This window comes from Ramlibacter alkalitolerans (genome assembly GCF_016722765.1).
In the GTDB taxonomy this organism is placed as follows: domain Bacteria; phylum Pseudomonadota; class Gammaproteobacteria; order Burkholderiales; family Burkholderiaceae_C; genus Ramlibacter; species Ramlibacter alkalitolerans.
The window spans coordinates 196,716-215,000 of record NZ_JAEQND010000011.1; the positions used below are offsets into that span (position 1 = coordinate 196,716).

21 protein-coding genes (1 of these 21 cut by a window edge) are annotated in these 18,285 nt (G+C 71.0%); 12 read left to right on the forward strand and 9 right to left on the reverse strand.

Annotated features, from left to right (window positions below; all coding sequences use genetic code 11):
- Positions 1–4: 4 nt before the first annotated feature.
- From gspG to gspE, 10 genes are read left to right on the forward strand one after another with little or no spacing between them, the layout of a single operon-like run.
- Entirely contained in the window at positions 5–463 is a 459-nt protein-coding gene (gspG, locus tag JI746_RS20095; RefSeq protein ID WP_201692050.1) for a type II secretion system major pseudopilin GspG, read from the forward strand.
- Positions 438–914: a prepilin-type N-terminal cleavage/methylation domain-containing protein gene (locus tag JI746_RS20100; RefSeq protein ID WP_201692051.1), complete on the forward strand. Its 477-nt coding sequence runs from the start codon at positions 438–440 to the stop codon at positions 912–914. Before gspG ends, JI746_RS20100 begins: the two co-directional genes overlap by 26 nt.
- Positions 911–1,267: a type II secretion system minor pseudopilin GspI gene (gspI, locus tag JI746_RS20105; protein ID WP_201692052.1), complete on the forward strand. Its 357-nt coding sequence runs from the start codon at positions 911–913 to the stop codon at positions 1,265–1,267. The genes JI746_RS20100 and gspI overlap by 4 nt, the downstream gene beginning before the upstream one ends.
- Positions 1,268–1,954, forward strand: a complete 687-nt coding sequence (locus JI746_RS20110) for a PulJ/GspJ family protein (protein WP_201692053.1) — start codon at positions 1,268–1,270, stop codon at positions 1,952–1,954.
- Positions 1,951–2,925, forward strand: a complete 975-nt coding sequence (gspK, locus tag JI746_RS20115) for a type II secretion system minor pseudopilin GspK (RefSeq protein ID WP_201692054.1) — start codon at positions 1,951–1,953, stop codon at positions 2,923–2,925. The genes JI746_RS20110 and gspK overlap by 4 nt, the downstream gene beginning before the upstream one ends.
- Before the next feature lie 33 nt (positions 2,926–2,958).
- A complete protein-coding gene (gene gspL, locus JI746_RS20120; protein ID WP_201692055.1) occupies positions 2,959–4,167 on the forward strand; it encodes a type II secretion system protein GspL in 1,209 nt (402 codons plus the stop codon).
- A complete protein-coding gene (gene gspM / locus JI746_RS20125; RefSeq protein ID WP_201692056.1) occupies positions 4,164–4,643 on the forward strand; it encodes a type II secretion system protein GspM in 480 nt (159 codons plus the stop codon). Before gspL ends, gspM begins: the two co-directional genes overlap by 4 nt.
- A 4-nt stretch (positions 4,644–4,647) precedes the next feature.
- The gene (gene gspN, locus JI746_RS20130; protein ID WP_201692057.1) at positions 4,648–5,439 is read left to right on the forward strand and encodes a type II secretion system protein N; all 792 of its coding nucleotides are present in this window, start codon (positions 4,648–4,650) and stop codon (positions 5,437–5,439) included.
- A 19-nt stretch (positions 5,440–5,458) separates the two neighbouring features.
- Entirely contained in the window at positions 5,459–7,624 is a 2,166-nt protein-coding gene (gene gspD, locus JI746_RS20135) for a type II secretion system secretin GspD (protein ID WP_201692058.1), read from the forward strand.
- A gap of 8 nt (positions 7,625–7,632) precedes the next feature.
- Positions 7,633–9,036, forward strand: coding sequence for a type II secretion system ATPase GspE (gspE, locus tag JI746_RS20140; protein WP_201692059.1), 1,404 nt, complete (start codon positions 7,633–7,635; stop codon positions 9,034–9,036).
- Between the two features lie 74 nt (positions 9,037–9,110).
- On the opposite strand, the gene JI746_RS20145 is transcribed toward gspE, so the two are convergent.
- From JI746_RS20145 to JI746_RS20155, 3 genes are all read right to left on the reverse strand, one after another.
- On the reverse strand, positions 9,111–9,314 hold the full coding sequence (locus JI746_RS20145) for a hypothetical protein (RefSeq protein WP_201692060.1): 204 nt from the start codon (positions 9,312–9,314) through the stop codon (positions 9,111–9,113).
- A gap of 10 nt (positions 9,315–9,324) precedes the next feature.
- Positions 9,325–9,513 carry a hypothetical protein gene (locus JI746_RS20150; RefSeq protein WP_201692061.1) on the reverse strand — a complete coding sequence of 63 codons (189 nt, stop codon included), beginning with the start codon at positions 9,511–9,513 and terminating at the stop codon, positions 9,325–9,327.
- A 107-nt stretch (positions 9,514–9,620) separates the two neighbouring features.
- Positions 9,621–10,361 carry a haloacid dehalogenase type II gene (locus tag JI746_RS20155; RefSeq protein WP_201692062.1) on the reverse strand — a complete coding sequence of 247 codons (741 nt, stop codon included), beginning with the start codon at positions 10,359–10,361 and terminating at the stop codon, positions 9,621–9,623.
- A gap of 85 nt (positions 10,362–10,446) precedes the next feature.
- Here JI746_RS20155 and JI746_RS20160 point away from each other — a divergent pair, with 85 nt between their 5' ends.
- Together JI746_RS20160 and JI746_RS20165 are read left to right on the forward strand one after the other, a co-directional pair.
- Complete coding sequence (locus JI746_RS20160; RefSeq protein WP_201692063.1) at positions 10,447–11,436, forward strand: MlaD family protein; 990 nt, start codon at positions 10,447–10,449, stop codon at positions 11,434–11,436.
- Positions 11,433–12,035, forward strand: a complete 603-nt coding sequence (locus JI746_RS20165; RefSeq protein WP_201692064.1) for an ABC-type transport auxiliary lipoprotein family protein — start codon at positions 11,433–11,435, stop codon at positions 12,033–12,035. The genes JI746_RS20160 and JI746_RS20165 overlap by 4 nt, the downstream gene beginning before the upstream one ends.
- A 15-nt stretch (positions 12,036–12,050) precedes the next feature.
- Here JI746_RS20165 and JI746_RS20170 read toward each other — a convergent pair whose 3' ends face one another.
- The 6 genes from JI746_RS20170 to JI746_RS28255 all read right to left on the reverse strand — a co-directional run.
- Entirely contained in the window at positions 12,051–12,740 is a 690-nt protein-coding gene (locus tag JI746_RS20170) for a response regulator transcription factor (RefSeq protein ID WP_201692065.1), read from the reverse strand.
- Between the two features lie 118 nt (positions 12,741–12,858).
- The gene (locus JI746_RS20175; protein WP_201692066.1) at positions 12,859–13,422 is read right to left on the reverse strand and encodes a cytochrome b; all 564 of its coding nucleotides are present in this window, start codon (positions 13,420–13,422) and stop codon (positions 12,859–12,861) included.
- Positions 13,423–13,580: 158 nt separating this feature from the next.
- Positions 13,581–14,906, reverse strand: coding sequence for a TRAP transporter large permease (locus JI746_RS20180; RefSeq protein WP_201692067.1), 1,326 nt, complete (start codon positions 14,904–14,906; stop codon positions 13,581–13,583).
- The gene (locus JI746_RS20185; RefSeq protein WP_201692068.1) at positions 14,903–15,451 is read right to left on the reverse strand and encodes a TRAP transporter small permease subunit; all 549 of its coding nucleotides are present in this window, start codon (positions 15,449–15,451) and stop codon (positions 14,903–14,905) included. Before JI746_RS20185 ends, JI746_RS20180 begins: the two co-directional genes overlap by 4 nt.
- A 4-nt stretch (positions 15,452–15,455) precedes the next feature.
- Positions 15,456–16,556 (reverse strand): TRAP transporter substrate-binding protein, encoded by a 1,101-nt coding sequence (locus JI746_RS20190; protein ID WP_201692069.1) that lies wholly within the window; start codon positions 16,554–16,556, stop codon positions 15,456–15,458.
- A 242-nt stretch (positions 16,557–16,798) separates the two neighbouring features.
- Positions 16,799–18,285 carry the 3' portion of a methyl-accepting chemotaxis protein gene (locus tag JI746_RS28255; RefSeq protein WP_201692070.1) on the reverse strand. Its footprint extends 232 nt past the window's final position, so only the last 1,487 of its 1,719 coding nucleotides appear in the window; the start codon falls outside the window, past its right edge — the gene reads right to left on this strand; its stop codon occupies positions 16,799–16,801.

An 18,285-nucleotide genomic window follows, 5' to 3' on the forward strand; every position in this document is an offset into this window, starting at 1 on the left:
TGCAATGCTCACCTCCTCCGCCCTGCAAACACGCGCGGCCCGGCGCGCGCGCCGGCTGGTCCGCGGCTTCACCCTGATCGAGCTGATGGTGGTGCTGGTCATCATCGGCGTGCTCGCCGCGCTGATCGTGCCGAACGTGCTGGATCGCGCCGACGACGCCCGCGTCACCGCCGCGCGCACCGACGTGAACAACCTGATGCAGGCGCTCAAGCTGTACAAGCTGGACAACCAGCGCTATCCCACGGGCGAGCAGGGCCTGCAGTCCCTGATCGCCAGGCCCACCAGCGGGCCGACGCCGCCGAACTGGAAGCCCTACCTGGAGAAGCTGCCCAACGACCCGTGGGGCCGGCCGTACCAGTACCTCAATCCCGGCGTGAAAGGCGAGATCGACGTGATGTCCTTCGGTGCCGACGGCCAGCCGGGCGGCGAGGGCAAGAATGCCGACGTCGGCTCCTGGCAATAGGCCCCGCCGCGCCTTCGCATGGATGCGCCGGCGCGCCGCCGGCTTCACCCTGCTCGAACTGCTGGTGGTGGTCTCCATCATCGCGATCGCCTCGGCGGGCGTGGCCTTCGCGCTGCGCGACGCCGGCGGCGACCCGCTGGACCGCGACGCCCAGCGGCTCGCCGCCCTGCTCGAATCGGCCCGAGCGCGCTCGCGCCTGAGCGGCCAGCCCGTGCGCTGGGTCGCGGGGGAGGACGGTTTCCGCTTCGAAGGCCTGCCGGCCCAGACCCTGCCGGAGCAATGGCTGGCGCGCGATACGCAGGTGGCGGGCCGCGGCGTGCTGGTGCTCGGGCCCGAGCCGGTGATCGGGCCGCAGGCGGTCGTCCTCACCAGCGCCGGCCACCCCGATCGCGCGCTGCGCGTCGCCACCGACGGCCTGCGGCCTTTCACGGTCGGCCCGGCCACGCCATGAAGCGCTGGCGCGGCTTCACATTGGTGGAAGTGCTGGTGGCGCTGGGGATCGTGTCGATCGCCCTGGTGGCCGGCCTGCAGGCGAGCGCCGCCCTCACCAACAACGCCCAGCGCCAGTCCGACGTGCTGCTCGCGCACCTGTGCGCCGAGAACGAGCTGACCCGCATGCGCCTGGCGCGGCAGATGCCGCCGGTGGGCGACAGCCAGCAGGATTGCGAGCAGGCCGGCCAGCTGTTCCAGGTGCGGATCCACGTCGCGCCGACGCCCAACCCCAGCTTCCGCCGCGTCGACGCGCAGGTCACCGACACGCGCGCGCCCATCCTGCGGCTGTCCACCATCATGGGGCGCTTCTGAATGGCCTCCCCCGTGCGGCGCGCGGCCGGCTTCACCCTGGTCGAACTGCTAGTGGCGCTGTTCGCCCTGGCGATCCTCGCCGTCCTGAGCTGGCGCGGCCTGGACGGCATGATCCGCGCGCGTCAGGTCACCGAGGCTCGGGCCGACGAGATCCTCACCCTGCAGACGGGGCTGGCCCAGTGGGCCGCGGACCTGGAGGCGATCGAGGAATTCGCGCCCAACAGCCCGCTGCAGTGGAACGGGCGCGTGCTGCGCCTCACGCGCCGCGGCAGCCTGTCGCCGGCCGACGGCGTGCGCGTGGTCGGCTGGACGCGCCGCGAAGGCAACTGGCTGCGCTGGGAATCGCCCCCCGTGACCACGCAGGGCGACCTGCAAAGCGCCTGGCAGCAGGCCGACCTGTGGTCGCAGAACCCGAGCGACGCGATGCGGCAGCGCGAAGTGACGATCGCGCCGCTGGAGGACTGGCAGATCTTCTTCTTCCGCGGCAATGCCTGGACCAATCCGCAATCCAGCGCCGCTTCCGGGCAGCCGGCGACGCCGCCCCCAGCGGGGACCGCGGCGGTCACGAACCCGTCGACGCTGCCGGACGGCGTGCGGCTGATCCTGCAACTGCCCGCGGGCCGCGCGATCAGCGGGCGGCTGCAGCGCGACTGGGTGCGTCCCACCGTCGGCGGAACCACGTCATGAAACGCCAGCACGGCGCGGCCCTGCTCGCCGCGATGCTCACCGTCACGCTGGTGGCCACCTTTGCCGCCGCCGCCCTGTGGCAGCAGTGGCGCAGCGTGGAGATCGAAAGCGCCGACCGGCAGCGGGTGCAATCGACCTGGATCCTCACCGGCGCGCTGGACTGGGCCCGGCTGATCCTGCGCGAAGACCGCGACGCGGCCGACTACCTGGCCGAACCCTGGGCCGTGCCGCTGCAGGAGGCGCGGTTGTCGACCTTCCTGGCCGCCGACCAGAGCAACAACGCCGTGGGCGAGAACGGCGACGCCGACCAGGTGTTCCTCTCCGGCGACATCACCGACCTGCAAAGCCGCCTGAACCTGAACCGCCTGGTGAACGCGGGGACCCTGCAGCCCAAGCCGCTGGAGGCCTTCCGCCGCCTGTTCGAGCTGCTGTCGCTGCCGCAGGCGGAACTGGTGCGCATGTCGGAGAACCTGCGCTTCGCCTCCGACCTGCACGTGGACAACCGCAGCACCGGGCAGGCGCCGCTGATGCCCGTGCGGGTCGAGCAACTGGTCTGGCTGGGCCTCTCGCCCGAGACGGTGGCCGCGCTCGAGCCCTTCGTGACCCTGCTGCCCTCCTCCACCACCGCGGTGAACCTGAACACCGCGCCGGCGGAAGTGATCTACGCGGCCATCCCGAACATCAGCCTGGCGGACGCGCAGCGGCTGGTCTCGGAACGCGAGCGCAAGCACTTCCGGCGGGTCCAGGACGCCATCGCCCTGCTGCCGCCGGTGGAGCCGCCGGCGCCGCCCCGGGACGTCGGCCTGCTGGACGTCGGTTCCCACTACTTCGAAGTGCGCGGGCGCCTGCGGATCGACGACGTGGTGATCGAGGAACGTTCGATCGTGCAGAAGGAAACCCTGCTGGTGCGCACCCTGCAGCGCGAACGCGGCGCGGTCGAACCCTCGGGCACGACGGAGATCAAGCGTTAGGGCGACACCCCCACCTACAATCGCCGGCAGTCCATGAGCACCCTCATCGTTTCCCTGCCGCTGGAAACCGCCTCGAGCGCGACCGAGTGGGCGTTCGCCGTCACGCCGGACGGCCGCACGCTGGCGGACCACGGCAAGTCCCCCGCCGCGCTCCTGCCGCAGCCCCGCGGCGCCGGCGCCGAAGTGGTGGCGCTGGTGCCGGTGCAGGCGCTGGCCTGGCACCGGGTGAACCTGCCCAAGGGGGTCGCCCCCGCCACGCCGCGCATGCGCACCGCCCTGGAAGGCCTGCTCGAGGAACGCCTGCTCGATGAGACCGAGGCGGTGCATTTCGCCCTCCAGCCCGGCGCGCGCGCCGGCGAGCCGGTCTGGGTCGGCGTCTGCGACCGCGCCTGGCTGCGCCACCAGCTGCAGCTGCTGGAGACGGCCGGCCGGCACGCCAACCGCATCGTTCCGGAGTTCGCCCCCGAGGGCGCGCCGGCGCTGGCCGTGATCGGCGACGCGGAGCAGCCGGTGGTGGTGAGCAGCAGCCAGGAGGGCGTGATCAGCCTGCCCTTGAGCCCGGTGGCGCTGGGACTGTTGCCGAACCTGCCCGAAGACGCGCCGCGACTGGCCGAACCGGCCGTCGCCGGAACGGCGGAACAGGTGCTGCAGCAGAAGCTCACCTTGCAGCAGGCGCCGCAGCGCTGGGTGGCGGCGGCGCGCACCCGCTGGGACCTGGCGCAATTCGATTTCGCCAGCTCCGCGCAGTCCCGCCGCCTCAAGAAGATCGCCACCGGCTGGGCCGAGGTGCTGCACACCGCGGCGTGGCGGCCGGCGCGCTGGGCCGCCATCGCCCTGGTGGCGATCAACCTGGTGGGCCTCAATGCCTGGGCCTGGAAGGAACGCGCCAGCCTCTCGGCCAAGCGCGAGGCCGTGCGGCGCACCCTCACCGAGACCTTCCCGCAGGTCAAGGTGGTGGTCGATGCGCCGGTGCAGATGGAGCGCGAGGTGGCGGCGCTGCGCCAGCAGACCGGCGTGGCCTCGGCCCGCGACCTCGACGCCGTGCTGGGCGCGCTGGCCACCGCGCTGCCGCAGGGGCGCGTGCCGGCCACGCTGGAATTCAACGGCACCGACCTGCGCGCCGGCGGCCTTGCCCTGTCCCCGGCGGAATTCCGCGGCACCGCCGCCACGCTGAAGACGCTGGGTTACGCCGCCAGTGCCGAAGGCAGCACGATGGTGGTGGCGGCGGAGGACACGCGATGAACACCGGGACCTTGCGCCAGCGCTGGCGCTCGCTCGCCCCGCGCGAACAGGCGCTGGTCGGCGCCGCGGCGCTGCTGGTCGGCCTGGCCCTGCTCTGGTGGGTGGCGCTCGCCCCCGCCATCGCGACGCTGCGGGCGGCCGACGCGCAGCACGGCGCGCTCGATGCGCAGCTGCTGCAGATGCGCCGGCTGCAGGCGCAGGCGCGCGCGATGCAGTCGCAGCCGCGCCAGAGCCGCGACGACGCGATGCGCCAGCTCGAGACCGCGATCCGCGAACAACTGGGCGCGAGCGCGCGCTACACGATCGCCGGCGAACGCGTCACCGTCACCCTCCTGAACACGCCGGCCGACGGCCTGGCGCGCTGGCTCACGCAGGTGCGCAGCAACGCCCGCGCGCTGCCCGGCGAGGCGAGGCTCGCGCGCAACGCCACCGGCGGCTGGGACGGCACGCTGGTGGTCACCCTGCCGGCGCGGTAGCCGCGTGGCGCGCGCGCAGCGTTCCGTCCGCGAGGTTCCCTGGGGGTGGGCCGTCGCCGGCGCCATCCTCGGCCTGCTCGCCGCCCTCGTCGTCTTCGCGCCCGCCCGCTGGCTGGCTGCGGGCGTCGAGCGCGCTTCCGGCGAGCACGTGCTCCTGTCGGAAGTGCGCGGCACGGTGTGGGGCGGCTCGGCCCGCGTGGTCCTCACGGGCGGACCGGGCAGCACCGACGCCGCGGCCCTGCCCGGGCGCGTGGCCTGGGACCTGCGACCGCGCTGGGACGGCGTGGCGGCGGCGCTGCGGGCGGAATGCTGCACGCCGACGGCGATCCCGGTGCGCGCGCGCTGGCGCCTGGGGGGCTTCGGGGTGCAGGTGGGCGACGCCACGTCGGAGTGGCCCGCCGGCGTGACCGCGGGCCTGGGCACGCCCTGGAACACTTTGCAATTCGAGGGCGATCTGCGGCTGACGACGCAGGGCCTTTCAGTAGAATGGGTCGAAGGCCGGCCGGCGATCGCCGGGCGGGCCGAGCTGGTGGCGCAGCGCGTCGCGTCGCGCCTGTCTACCCTGAGGCCCATGGGCAGCTACCGCATCACCGTGCAAGGCGGCACGCCCGCCGCCTTGCGGCTGGAAACCCTGGAAGGCAGCCTGCAGCTGTCCGGAAGCGGCCAATGGGTGGGCGAGCGGCTGCACTTCCGCGGCGAAGCCAGCGCCGCACCGGACCGCGAGGCCGCGCTCGCCAACCTCCTGAACATCATCGGACGCCGCAGCGGCGCCCGTTCGCTCATCTCCATCGGCTAGAGAGCCAGAAACGCCAGCCATGAATTTCCGTTCTGTCCTCGCCTCGCTCGCAGCCGTGCTGCTGCTGGCCGTCGCGCCCGGCCTGCTGCACGCGCAACGCGCCAACGAGCCGATCACGCTGAATTTCGTCAACGCGGAGATCGAGGCGGTGGCGCGCACGATGGCCGCCATCACCGGCCGCAACATCGTGGTCGACCCGCGCGTGAAGGGCACCATCACCCTGTCGACCGACCGCCCGGTGCCGCCGCAGGCCGCCTTCAACCAGTTCGTGGCGACGCTGCGCCTCTCCGGCTTCACGGTGGTCGAATCCGGCGGGCTCCTGAAGGTGGTGCCGGAGGCCGAAGCCAAGCTGCAGGGCGGCCAGGTGATCGTGGAAGGCGGCAGCGCCGGCAACCAGATCGTGACGCAGATCTTTCGCCTGAACTACGAGAACGCGGGCAACATGGTGCCCATCCTGCGGCCGCTGATCAGCCCCAACAACACGATCAACGTCAATCCCGGCAACAACTCGCTGGTGATCACCGACTACGCGGACAACCTGCAGCGCCTGGCCCGCATCATCGCGGCGCTCGACATCCCGAATTCGACCGACGTGGAAGTGCTGAACCTGCAGCACGCGCTGGCGGTCGACATCGCGCCGGTGGTGCAGCGGCTGGTGGACGCTTCCGGTCCGACCGGCGGCGCGCCGGGGGCCCAGGGCCAGGTGGACACCTCGGCGCGCACCACGGTGGTCGCGGAGGCGCGCAGCAACTCGCTGATCGTGCGCGCGGCCAATCCGGCCCGGCTGAACCTGGTGCGCTCGGTGGTCGCGCGGCTCGACGTGCCCGGGCCCCTCGGCGCCGGTGCGGCCGGCAACATCCACGTGGTGTACCTGCGCAATGCCGATGCGAGCAAGCTGGCGCAGATCCTGCGCGCGGCGATCGCGAGCACGGCGCCCACGGGCACCGGCGCGCCGGGCGCGGTCGCCGTCGGCGGTGGCGGCGGCGGGGTGAACCCGCCCAACGTGACCGGCGGCCTGAGCGGCGCGGGCAGCGGCACCGGCACCAGCGCGGCCAACACGCCGATCGCGCCTTCGGCCCAGCCTTCCACCGGCGGGCAGGTGCAGGCCGACCCGGCCACCAACTCGCTGATCATCACCGCGCCGGAGCCGCAGTACCGGCAGCTGCGCGCCGTGATCGACCAGCTCGATGGCCGCCGCGCGCAGGTGCTGGTGGAGAGCCTGATCGTCGAAGTGAACAACGACAAGGCGGCGGAGTTCGGCATCCAGTGGCAGAACATCATCGGCAACTCGAACAGCAGCGTGATCGGGTTCCTGGGCAGCAACTTCAGCGCCGCGGTCGCCGGCCAGAACATCTTCAGCCTGGCGACGCAGAACGGCGGCACCTCGCTGGTTCCTCCGCCCACCGGCTTCAACATCGGCGTGGCCCGCAACATCGACGGCCGGATCGTGCTCAGCGCCCTGGCGCGCTTCTTCGAGCGCAGCGGCGATGCCAACGTGCTGTCCACGCCCAACCTCATGACGCTGGACAACGAGGAAGCGAAGATCGTCGTCGGCTCCAACGTGCCCTTCGTGACCGGCCAGTTCACCAACACCGGCGCCTCGGGCAACACGGTCAACCCGTTCCAGACCATCGAGCGCAAGGACGTGGGCCTCACGCTGCGCGTCAAGCCCCAGATCGCCGACAACGGCACGGTCCGCCTGACGATCTACCAGGAGACCTCCAGCGTCGACCAGAACACGCGCAGCGACCCGAACGGCCCCACCACCACCAAGCGCACCATCGAGACCAACGTGCTGGTCGACGACGGCCAGATCATCGTGATCGGCGGGCTGCTGCAGGACCAGTACGGCAACAACCAGGAAAAGGTGCCCGGCCTCGGCGACGTGCCCGTGCTGGGCAGCCTGTTCCGCAGCGAGGCGCGCAGCCGCACCAAGAGCAACCTGATGGTGTTCCTGCGGCCGGTGGTCATCCGCGACGCGAACGACAGCGACGCGCTCTCGCTGGATCGCTACGACCTCATGCGCACCAAGCAGCAGAACACGCAGCCGGCGCCCAGCCCGGTGCTGAAGGCGGTGGAGGGCGCGCCGATCGTGCCCGAGCCGGCGAAGCCGGTGCCGCCGGGGCTGAACACCTGGTCGCCGCTGCTGGCGCCGCCCGCCACCACGGCACCCAGCGCCCGCTGACGCCTGCCATGCGCTACCCCCTGCCCTACGCGTTCGCGCGCAGCCAGCAGCTGCTGCTGGAAGACGACGGCCACCAGCTGGTGCTGTGGCACGCCGGCGCGCCGCAGCCGGCGTGGACCGAGGTGCTGCGCAAGTACCCGGTGCGCACGCTGCAGCAGCTCGATGCCGGTGCGCTGGCGCAGCGCATCAGCGCCGCGTACGCCCAGGGCGAATCGAGCGCGGCCACCGTCGTCAGCGAAGTGCAGAACGACGCCGACCTCACGCGCATGATGCAGGAGCTGCCGGCGGTCGAAGACCTGCTGGAGGCGAGCGACGACGCGCCCATCATCCGCATGCTCAACGCGCTGCTCACGCAGGCCGCGCGCGACGGCGCCAGCGACATCCACATCGAGGCCTACGAGCGGCATTCCAGCGTGCGCTTCCGCGTCGACGGCGCGCTGCGCGAGGTGGTGCAGCCCAATCGCGCGCTGCACGCCGCGCTGATCTCGCGCCTGAAGATCATGGCGGAGCTGGACATCGCCGAGAAGCGCCTGCCGCAGGACGGCCGCATCTCGCTGCGCATCGGCACCCGCGCCGTGGACGTGCGCGTCTCCACCATCCCCAGCGCGCACGGCGAACGCGCCGTGCTGCGCCTGCTGGACAAGAGCGAAAGCCGCATCAGCCTGGAGTCCGTCGGCATGACGGGCGCCACGCTGGAGCGCTTCCTGCACCTGATCGAGCAGCCGCACGGGATCATCCTCGTCACCGGCCCGACCGGCTCCGGCAAGACGACCACGCTCTACGCGGCGCTGAGCCGGCTCGATGCCACCTCCAGCAACATCATGACGGTGGAGGACCCGATCGAGTACGAGCTGCCCGGCATCGGGCAGACGCAGGTCAACCCGAAGATCGACCTCGATTTCGCCAAGGCCCTGCGCGCCATCCTGCGCCAGGACCCCGACGTGATCATGATCGGCGAGATCCGCGACTACGAGACGGCGCAGATCGCGATCCAGGCCTCCCTCACCGGCCACCTGGTGCTCGCCACGCTGCACACCAACGACGCCGCCAGCGCAGTGACGCGCCTGACGGACATGGGGGTGGAGCCCTTCCTCCTCAGCTCGTCACTCCTCGGCGTGCTGGCGCAGCGCCTGGTGCGCAAGCTGTGCGTGCATTGCAAGGTGGCGGGCGAAGGCGTGGCGCGTGGCTGCCAGCACTGCGGCTACACCGGCTACCAGGGCCGCACGGGCATCTTCGAGCTGATGCTGGCCGACGAGCGCGTGCGCGGCATGATCCACACACGCGCCGGCGAGGCGACCATCCGCGACGCCGCGCTCGCGGCCGGCATGCGCCTGATGCGCGAAGACGGCGAACGCCTGATCCGCGAAGGCATCACCTCGCGCGAGGAAGTGCTGCGCGTCACGCGCGACTGACGTCCCTCGCCCGTCATTCCCGCGCACACCTGTTCGTCATTCCCGCGAAGGCGGGAATCCAGTGCGCCCGCTTCTCAGCGCACCCGTTCGGGCGCGTGCCCCGGCCCCGGCTCCTTCACCGGGTACTGCGGCCCGCGCTCCTTCTCGATCGGCGGCGCCTTCCTGTCCTGCTGCTGCGGCTTCGGCATCGGCGGCACCGGCTGCCGCTGCTGCTGTTGCTGTGCCTGCGGCTTGTCCGACGCCACCCTGGGCTGGAACTTCGTCTTGAACATCACCATGGGCGGCTCCTCAATCCGGCGTCTGCACGAAGTTCGTGTGGCCGCCGACGCCCGGCTGCTTCGGCTCCTCGTGGGTCGGCTGGTCGGGCACCAGTTCGCGCTCATCCTCGCCCGCCTGCGGCTTGGGCTGCGGGATGCGGCCGCGCTCCGGTTGCGGATGCGCCAGCCCGTGGTCTATGGGGGTACGGTCTTCAGGCATCGCTCTTCCTTTCACGATGCCATGGTGCGCCGCGCGGCCGCCGGCGCGCTTAGGCAGGCTGCGCCGCCCTGCCTAGTCCGCCTGCGCCGCTGGCTGTCAGTGCCTGACTACACCGCGGCCGGGCAGCCCAGCCGGTCCGCAAGGTCCAGCAGGTCGGCGCTGTGCAGGTCGTTCTCCGCCCTGGCCGCGACGTCCTTGGGCTGGTCGCGGCCGAATTCGAACGGCCGCTCGACGTACGCCGTGCGCAGGCCGCAGGCGCGGGCGGCCGCCAGGTCGTCGTGGTGGGCGGCGACCAGCATCACGCGATGCGGCGGCACGTCGAAGACCTTCGCGGCGCCGAGGTAGGTCGCCGGATCGGGTTTGTACGCGCGGAACACCTCGGCCGACAACACGCAATCCCAGGGCAGGCCCGCGCGCTTGGCCATGCGAGTGAGCAGTCCGAGGTTGCCGTTCGACAGCGTGCAGCAGATGTATTTCGCCTTCAGCCGGCGCACGCCCTCCACCGAGTCCGGCCACGCGTCGAGCCGGTGCCAGACGCGATTGAGCTGCGCGCGAGCCGCATCCTCCAGGTGCGCCAGGCCGAACTGCGGCAGGATCGTGTCGAGGATGATGCGATGCAGGTCGTCGATCAGCGTCCAGCCCAGTTCGCCGGAACGCACCCGCGCCATCGCGGGCTGGTAGCCGGCGCGCCAGGCGCGCGCAAACGCAGCACCGTCGACCTGCGGATGCGCGTGCGCCATCTCGCGCACGATGCTGCCATGCCAGTCCACCACCGTGCCGAAGACATCGAACAGGAGGACGTCGACGCTGCCGGCGTCGGCCCAGGGTGTCGCGGTGGCGGTCTGCATGCGCGCAGTGTAGGCTTGCGCCGGCGGGAACCAAAGTGTGCCTGTGCCGCTCCATCGGGCAGGCTGTCCGGCCAGGGAGCGCATCATGCAAGCCAGCGCATTGTCCAGGGCGAGGTGGGCGTTCGCGCTCTCGCTCGCCGTCGTCGCCGCCGCGGCCGCGGCCGCCTACGCGGTCAACCTCGGGCGCTACGCCACCTACGAGATCCGCTCGCGCCAGCCGGTCTCGGGACTGATCCCCGGTGCGCCGGTGGAGTTCCACGGCGTCGAGGTCGGCGAGGTGCGCGAGGTGCGACTCACCGATGCCCACAACGTGCGGGTGCTGCTCGCGGTGCGCAAGGACACGCCGGTCAGCACCGCCACGGTGGCCACGATCACCGGGCGCGGGTTGGCCACGCGCGGCTTCACCGGCTACGTGCTGGTGAGCCTGGAGGACGGCGGCGGCCGCGCCGCACCGCTGGCGCCGAGCAAGGGTGGAGGGCACCCCGTCATCGCGAGCGCGCCGCCGCAGACGGTGAGCCTCGACACCACCATCGGCGAGCTGAGCGAGAACGTGCAGCGGGTGACGGCGACGCTCGAGGGCATGCTGGACCGCGACACCGTGGCCTCGATGAAGCAGTCGCTGGCCCACCTCGAACAGGTCACGCGCACGCTGGCCGCCAACAACCAGCGCATCGAGAGCTTCCTGGCCAATGCGGAACGCGCCAGCGCCCGCATGCAGCCGCTGCTGCAATCGAGCGACGAGGTGCTGCGCACCATGCAGACCCGGATCCTGCCGCAGGCGCAGCAGACGCTCGTGCGGCTGGACGACCTGTCCACCTCCACCCGCCAGCGCATGGGCGTGATCCTCGACCACACCGAGCGCGCCAGCACGCAGCTGGAGCCGCTGCTGCAGTCCGGCAACGACACCGTGCGCTCGCTGCAACTGCAGCTGCTGCCCGAGGCCCAGCGTACATTGGCGCGCATGGAGCACCTTTCGAGCACCCTCGACGAAGCCGCGATCCGCATCCAGCGCAATCCCTCGGTGCTGTGGCGCGGCGCCCGCCCCGTGCCGGCCGGCCCGGGCGAGGCGCAATGACGCGAGCGGGGCGGCGTGCCTTCGTGCAGACCTGCGCGGCCGCGGTGCTGGGCGGCTGCGCGCTGCCGGCCCCGGAACCGGTCGTCACCACCTCGCTGATCGACCAGCTGCCGGCGGACCTGCCGCACCCCGGGCGCGCGCCGCTCACGCTGCTGGTGCTGGCGCCGCAGGCGCGGCCCGCCTACGACACGCCCCGCATGGCCTACAGCCTGCGGCCGCACCACCTCGCGTACTACAGCCGCAACGCGTGGGCCGAATCGCCGCCGCAGATGCTCAAGCCGCTGCTGGTGCGCGCGCTGGAAGCGACGGGCCGGTTCCAGGCGGTGCTGGTGCCGCCCCATGCCGGTGCGTCCACGCACTCGCTGCAGGTCGACGTGCTGGAATTGCTGCAGGACTTCGAAACGCAGCCGCCGGTGCTGCGCGTCGTGCTGCATGCGCAGCTCGCGGATGCGGCGCAGCGGGTGCTCGCATCGCGCGAGTTCGTCGCGCGGCAGCCGCTGGCCGAAGCCTCGCCGGCAGGCGGGGTGCGCGCGGCCAACGAAGCGATGGCCCGCGTGGTGCGCGAGCTTGCGGTGTTCGTGGTGGAACAGGCGCGCTAGGCGGCGCGCAGCGTGCTACGCGGCCAGCGCTTGCAGCGTCGCATCGGCGCGTTGCCGGTCGGCCAGGCGATAGCCGACGCCACGCACCGTTTCGATCGCCGCGTGGTGGAGCTTCTGGCGCAGGTGGTGGACGTGCACGTGCAAGGCGGTGACGCCGGGGGCGCCGTCGCCGGCGTCGTGCAGCAAGCCCGTCGCAGGCACGGCCTGCGGGAACGAACGCGCGAGGCACAGGAGGATGTCGAACTCCACGCGCGTGAGCACCACCAGTCGGCCGCGGTAGTGGCAGACACGCTGGACCGGATCGAGCTCCAGTTCGCCGGGGCCGGGCGCGCCATCGGCAGGCGCCCGGCGCCGGAACACCTCGCCCACCAGGGCTTGCAGCTCGCGCAGGTCGAACGGTTTCATGACGAACTGGTCGGCGCCGGCTTCGAGCAGGTGCAGGCGCGCGTCGATATCGTGCCGGCCGGTGATCACCACGACGGGCGGGCGCGCCTGCGTGGCGTCGCCGCCGCGCAGTTGCCGCAGCAGCGCCTCGCCGTCGTGGCTGCCCAGGCTCAGGTCGAGGAAGACGAGGTCGTAGTGCTGCGCGCTCAGCGCGTCCCACGCGGAGGCAGCTTGCTGCCGCACGGCAGCCGCCGCACCCAGCTTGAGCAGCATTCCGCCCAGGACGACGGCCGTGACCGGGTCGTCCTCGACGATCAGCACCTGTTTTCCGTCCAGCATTCTCTCGCGCGGGCGCCCGAAGGCGTGCATCCCTCCGGAATGGCAACGAATCAGTATAGGTGGCGCTTCGGCGCGCGACGCCGTGGCTTGCGGCCCGCCGTCAGGCTCCGGGAAGCATCTTGCGCAAGGTGTGGTCCTTGAGCACCAGGTGGTGGCGCAGGGCCGCCGCGGCGTGCAGGGCGATGAGCGCCGCGAAGGCGTATCCGAGCCAGCGGTGCACGTCGATGAGCGTGCGGAACAGGTGCTCGTCGGGCCCGATCAGGTCCGGCGCATCGAGCCAGGAGAAGATGGGCGTCGGGTAGCCGCCGGCGGACGACATGAGCCAGCCGGTCAGCGGCAGCGCGAACATCAGGGCATACAGCCACAGGTGGACGAAAAGCGCGCTGACCTGCTGCCATGCGGGCAGACCATCGACAAAACGGGGTAACGCATTCGTCAGGCGCCAGGCCACGCGGGCCAGCGCCGCGGCCAGCGCGCTCATGCCCAGGGCCTTGTGCACCAGGATGAGGGTGATCTTCTCGCGGTCGTAGCCAACATCGGGAAGCCGCACCATGTAGATTCCCAGGCCGACCAGGCCGACCAGCAGCGCCGCCATGCCCCAGTGCAGGAGGATCGCGATCCAGCCATAGCGTTCGGCGGTGTTGGCAAGCGGCGGGCTGCCCATGCCGCCAGTATGGTGCAGCGCGGGCAAAAAGGCCCCGGCGGCTCTGCCGACCGGGGCCCAACCACCCTTTCCCGAGGTGGAGGAGACAACTTGCACAAGCCGCGTGCCCTCGGCCTGTCGAAAGATATGAAGCAGGTTTCGGGCCAGCTCTACGCGGCTTACCAGCCGATTGCCTTGGGCAACCAGGTGGCGATGGCCGGGAACGAGAACACCAGCACGATCCCGAGCAGTTGCAGCCCCACGAAGGGGACGACGCCCGTGTAGATGTGGCGGGTGCTGATTTCCGGCGGCGCGACGCCGCGCAGGAAGAACAGCGCCCAGCCGAAGGGCGGCGTGAGGAAGGAGGACTGCAGGTTGACCGTGATCAGCATCGCCAGCCACACCATGTCGACGCCGGCGGCGGCGAAGATCGGCAGGAACAGGGGCACGGCGATGTAGCTGATCTCGATCCACTCGATGAAGAAACCGAGCACGAAGATCAGCCCCATGAGGAACCACACCGCCATCGCGATGCCGCCGGGCAGGAGCTTGAACAGGTCCTCGATCAGCAGTTCGCCTTGCAGGCCGCGGAACGCGAGGCTGAAGACCTGGGAGCAGATCAGGATGAACAGCACCATCGCCGAGGTGCGCATGGTGCTGCGCATCACCTCGCGCAGCACCTCCATGCTCAGCCGGCGCGCGGCGGCCACGACGATGATCGAGCCCAGTGCGCCCATCGACGCCGCCTCCGTCGGCGCGGCGACGCCTGCGATGATCGAACCCAGCACGGCCAGCACCAGCGCGAGCGGCGGCAGCGCCACCTTCACCACGCGGCCCCAGAGCACGTAGCGGGTGAGCGAGTCGCGCTCCGCCTTCGGCACCGGCGGCATCGACTGCGGGCGGAACACCCCGTTGAAGACGATCCAGAGGATGTAGAGGCCGGCGAGCATCAGGCCCGGCAGGACGGCCGCCGCGAACAGCGTGCCGACCGAGAGCTGCATGATGTCGGACAGCAGGATCAGCACCAGGCTGGGCGGGATGATCTGCCCCAGCGTGCCCGAGGCGCAGATCGCACCGCAGGAAATCGCCGGGTCGTAGCCGCGCCGCAGCAGGGTCGGCAGCGTGAGCAGCCCCAGCGTGATCACGGTGGCCCCCACGATCCCCGTGGTCGCGCCCATGAGCACGCCGACGAGGACGATGCCCAGGGCCATGCCGCCATGCAGGCCGCCGGCGAGGTGGCCGATCACGTCCAGCAGGTCCTCGGCCAGGCGCGACTTCTCCAGCATGACGCCCATGAACACGAACAGCGGGATCGCCAGCCACTGGTAGTTGGCCACCACGCCGTAGATGCGGGCCGGCAGCAGGTTGAACAGGCTCTCGCCGAAACCGAGGAAGCCGAAGAAGAAGCCGCTGGCGGCCAGCGTGATGCCCACGGGCACGCCGACCAGCAGCAGCCCGAAGAAGCCGATCAGCAGGCCGATGGCCAGCATCTCGTTCATGCTCATCGCGCGGCCCTCTTCCAGCGCAGCGCCGCGTGCACGGCCTGGGCCGCAGCCTGCAGGGCGAACAGCGCGAAGCCGGCCGGAATCAGCGCCTTGAGCAGCCAGCGGTGCGTGAGCCCGCCCGGATCGGCGGAGATTTCGTTGACCGCATACGACTGCGCCACGAAGCGCAGCGAATACCGGATCACCAGGATGGCGAAGACCATCGCCAGCAGCGCCGAGAACACGTCGACCAGCGCCTGCGTGCGCGGTGGGTACTTCGCATAGAAGATGTCCACCCGGACGTGGTCGCCCTTCTGCAGGGCGTAGGTCATTCCCGCCAGCACCAGCGGCGCGAGCAGGTGCCATTCGAGTTCCTGCGCCCACACCGAGCCGATGCTGAAGGCATAGCGCAGGAGCACGTCGGTGGCCATCAGCAGCACGACGGCGAGCGTGAGCCAGGCGGCGCCGCGGCCGACCGCATCGATGCCGCGTTCGATGCCGCGCACCAGGACTTCCGCGCCGCTCGCGCGGGGTGGCGGCGTGCCGCCGGAGTGCATTCCCCGCATGGGCTCAGGCGCCGAGGATCTTGGCGTGGTACGGGCCTTCGCTGTAGCCCGCCCACGCCTCGTACTTCTTCTTGTACCCCATGTAGGAGTCGTGCACCTTCTTCGTGAGCGGGTCCTTGGCGCTCGCCTCCGCCAGCACCTGGTTGGTCACCTCGTGCAGGCGGCGGACCACCTCGTCCGGCAAGGGGCGGGCGATCACGCCCTGGTTCTTCACCAGGTCCTCCATCGCTTCCGCGTTGGTGCGCTGGCACCACGCCTCGCTGATCACGTTGCAGGCCGCCGCGGCGTTCTCGACGATCGCCTGCAGGTCCTTGGGCAGCTTGGCCCACGCGGCCTTGTTGACCAGGAGTTCGGAGACGGTGGCGGTCTCGTGCCAGCCGGTCGTGTAGTAGTACTTGGCGGCCTTGTGCAGGCCCAGCTTGCGATCCTGGAAGGGGCCGACGAATTCCGCCGCGTCGATCACGCCGCGCTCGAGCGCGGGAAAGATCTCGCCGCCGGGCAACAGCTTCACATCCACGCCCAGCGCCGCATAGACGCGCCCCGCCAGCCCGGGGATGCGCATCTTCAGGCCCTTGAGGTCGTTGACGTTGCGGATCTCCTTCTTGAACCAGCCGGTCATCTGCACGCCGGTATTGCCGCAGGGCATGGCCACCAGCCCGAAGGGCGCATAGACTTCATTCCACAGCTGCTGGCCGCCGCCGTCGTACAGCCAGCCGTTGATGCCCTGGAAGTTCAGGCCGAAGGGCACGGCGCAGAAGTACTGCGCGGCGAAGGTCTTGCCGGTCCAGAAGTAGCTGTTGGCGTGGTTCATCTCCACGGTGCCGGCACGCACCGCATCGAAGCCTTCCAGCGCGGGGATCAGCTCGCCGGCGCCGAACACCTGGATGCGCAGCCGCCCGTTGGACATGGCGTTGATGCGCGCGGCCAGGTCGGTGGCGCTGCCCGGGCCCTCCATGTAGAAGGGCGAGCCCTTTCCGTAGGCGCTCGTCATCTTCCAGGAGAAGTTCTGCTGCGCCCGGGCGACCATCGGCACGCCCAGCGCCGCGCCGGCGGCGGCGGCCGTGATCGAACCCTTGGCAAGCAGGCTGCGTCGCGTGGTAGTCATGGCTTCGTGGTCCTCGAAGGGCAGCGTGCCCGCTGCCGGTGCACGAGCACGGCGCTACGAGGGTTGGCATGCATACGCTGTGCCATCCACTCTTGAAGCACCATGCGCCTGGGCGTGCATTCCTGCACGCGCCACGCGCACTATCGAACCGACACAAGCGAAGGTGCTACCGGGTAAACGCGAGCGGCTGCTGCGTTTCGCTGCTGCGGTGCGTCAAGCGCCGGTGAGCACGCGAGCGCCGCTCAGAAGGAGCTCCACTCGCCATTTCCCGCATGCCCGTTCGAGGAAGCGGCCTTCGCCCGCTGCGGCGCCAGGGGCACGGCAGGCTTGAACGGGATCGCGCCCGTCGGCGCAGGCGCCGCACGCGCAACGGCCGGCGCAACGACGGCCGCCGCCGGCACGCGCGAGGCGGGCGCGGCCCCCACGTCCATGCGAAAGCGCGACACCGTCTGCAGCAGCGCCGCGGCCTGCTCCTTCATCGACTCGGTGGCGCCGGTCGCCTCTTCGACCAGGGATGCGTTCTGCTGCACGACCTGGTCCATCTGCGTCACTGCGGTATTGACCTGCTCGATGCCGGAACTCTGCTCGTGGCTCGCCGCCGCGATCTCGCCGATCAGGTCGCTGACCTTCTGCACGGAGGCAACGATGTCGTTCATCGTCCTGCCGGCCGATTCCACCAGCCGCGAGCCGGCGTCGACCTGTTCCACCGATCCGCCGATCAGGGCCTTGATCTCCTTGGCGGCGGCGGCGCTGCGCTGGGCCAGCGTGCGCACTTCGGCGGCCACGACGGCGAAGCCGCGGCCCTGCTCGCCGGCCCGCGCCGCCTCCACCGCTGCATTCAGCGCCAGGATGTTGGTCTGGAAGGCGATGCCGTCGATCACGCCGATGATCTCGGAGATCTTGCGCGAGGACTCGGAGATGCCGGTCATGGTCTGCACCACCTGGCCGACGACCTCGCCGCCCTTGCGCGCGACCTGCGAGGCGTCCACCGCGAGCTGGCTGGCCTGCCGCGCGTGGTCCGCGTTCTGCGTCACGCTGGAGGTCAGTTCCTCCATCGAACTCGCGGTTTCCTCCAGCGTGCTGGCCTGCTCCTCGGTGCGCTGCGACAGGTCGACGTTGCCCTGCGCGATCTGGGTGCTCGTGTCGGCGACGAGGTGGGCGCCGTTCATGACCTCGCCGACCAGGTGGCGCAGGTTCGCCGTCATGGTGCCGATGGCCTGCAGCAGCTGGCCGGGCTCGTCCCGGCGCGTGGTCTGCACCTCCACCCGCAGGTCGCCCTCGGCGACGCGCCGGGCCACCGCGACGGCCTGGGCGATCGGCGCCGTGATGGAGCGGCTCACGATCCAGCCGAACGCCGCCCCCAGCAGGGCACAGACGATCCCGGATCCGACCAGGAGGTTCAGGCCCGCGTGGTAGATCGCGGCGGAGTCGCGCACTTCATCCTTGGTATCGTCCTCCATCACGTCGGACAACTTGTCCAGCCCCTGGATGTATTCGACCTGGGCGCGCGTCGCGCGGTTCAGGAGGAGATCCTTCGCTTCGTCGGCCTTGCCGGCATCCGCCAGCTGCAGGAACTCGGTTTCCAGCGCCACGTAAGTTGCATTGCTCGCCTGCACGGTGCGCAGGGCGGCCTCGCCCGCCGGATTGAGCGACAGCTTCGCGAGCTCGCCGATCAGGCGGTCGCGCTCGGCGCGCATCGCCCGGACGGCGTCGAGTTCGGCCTTGCGGC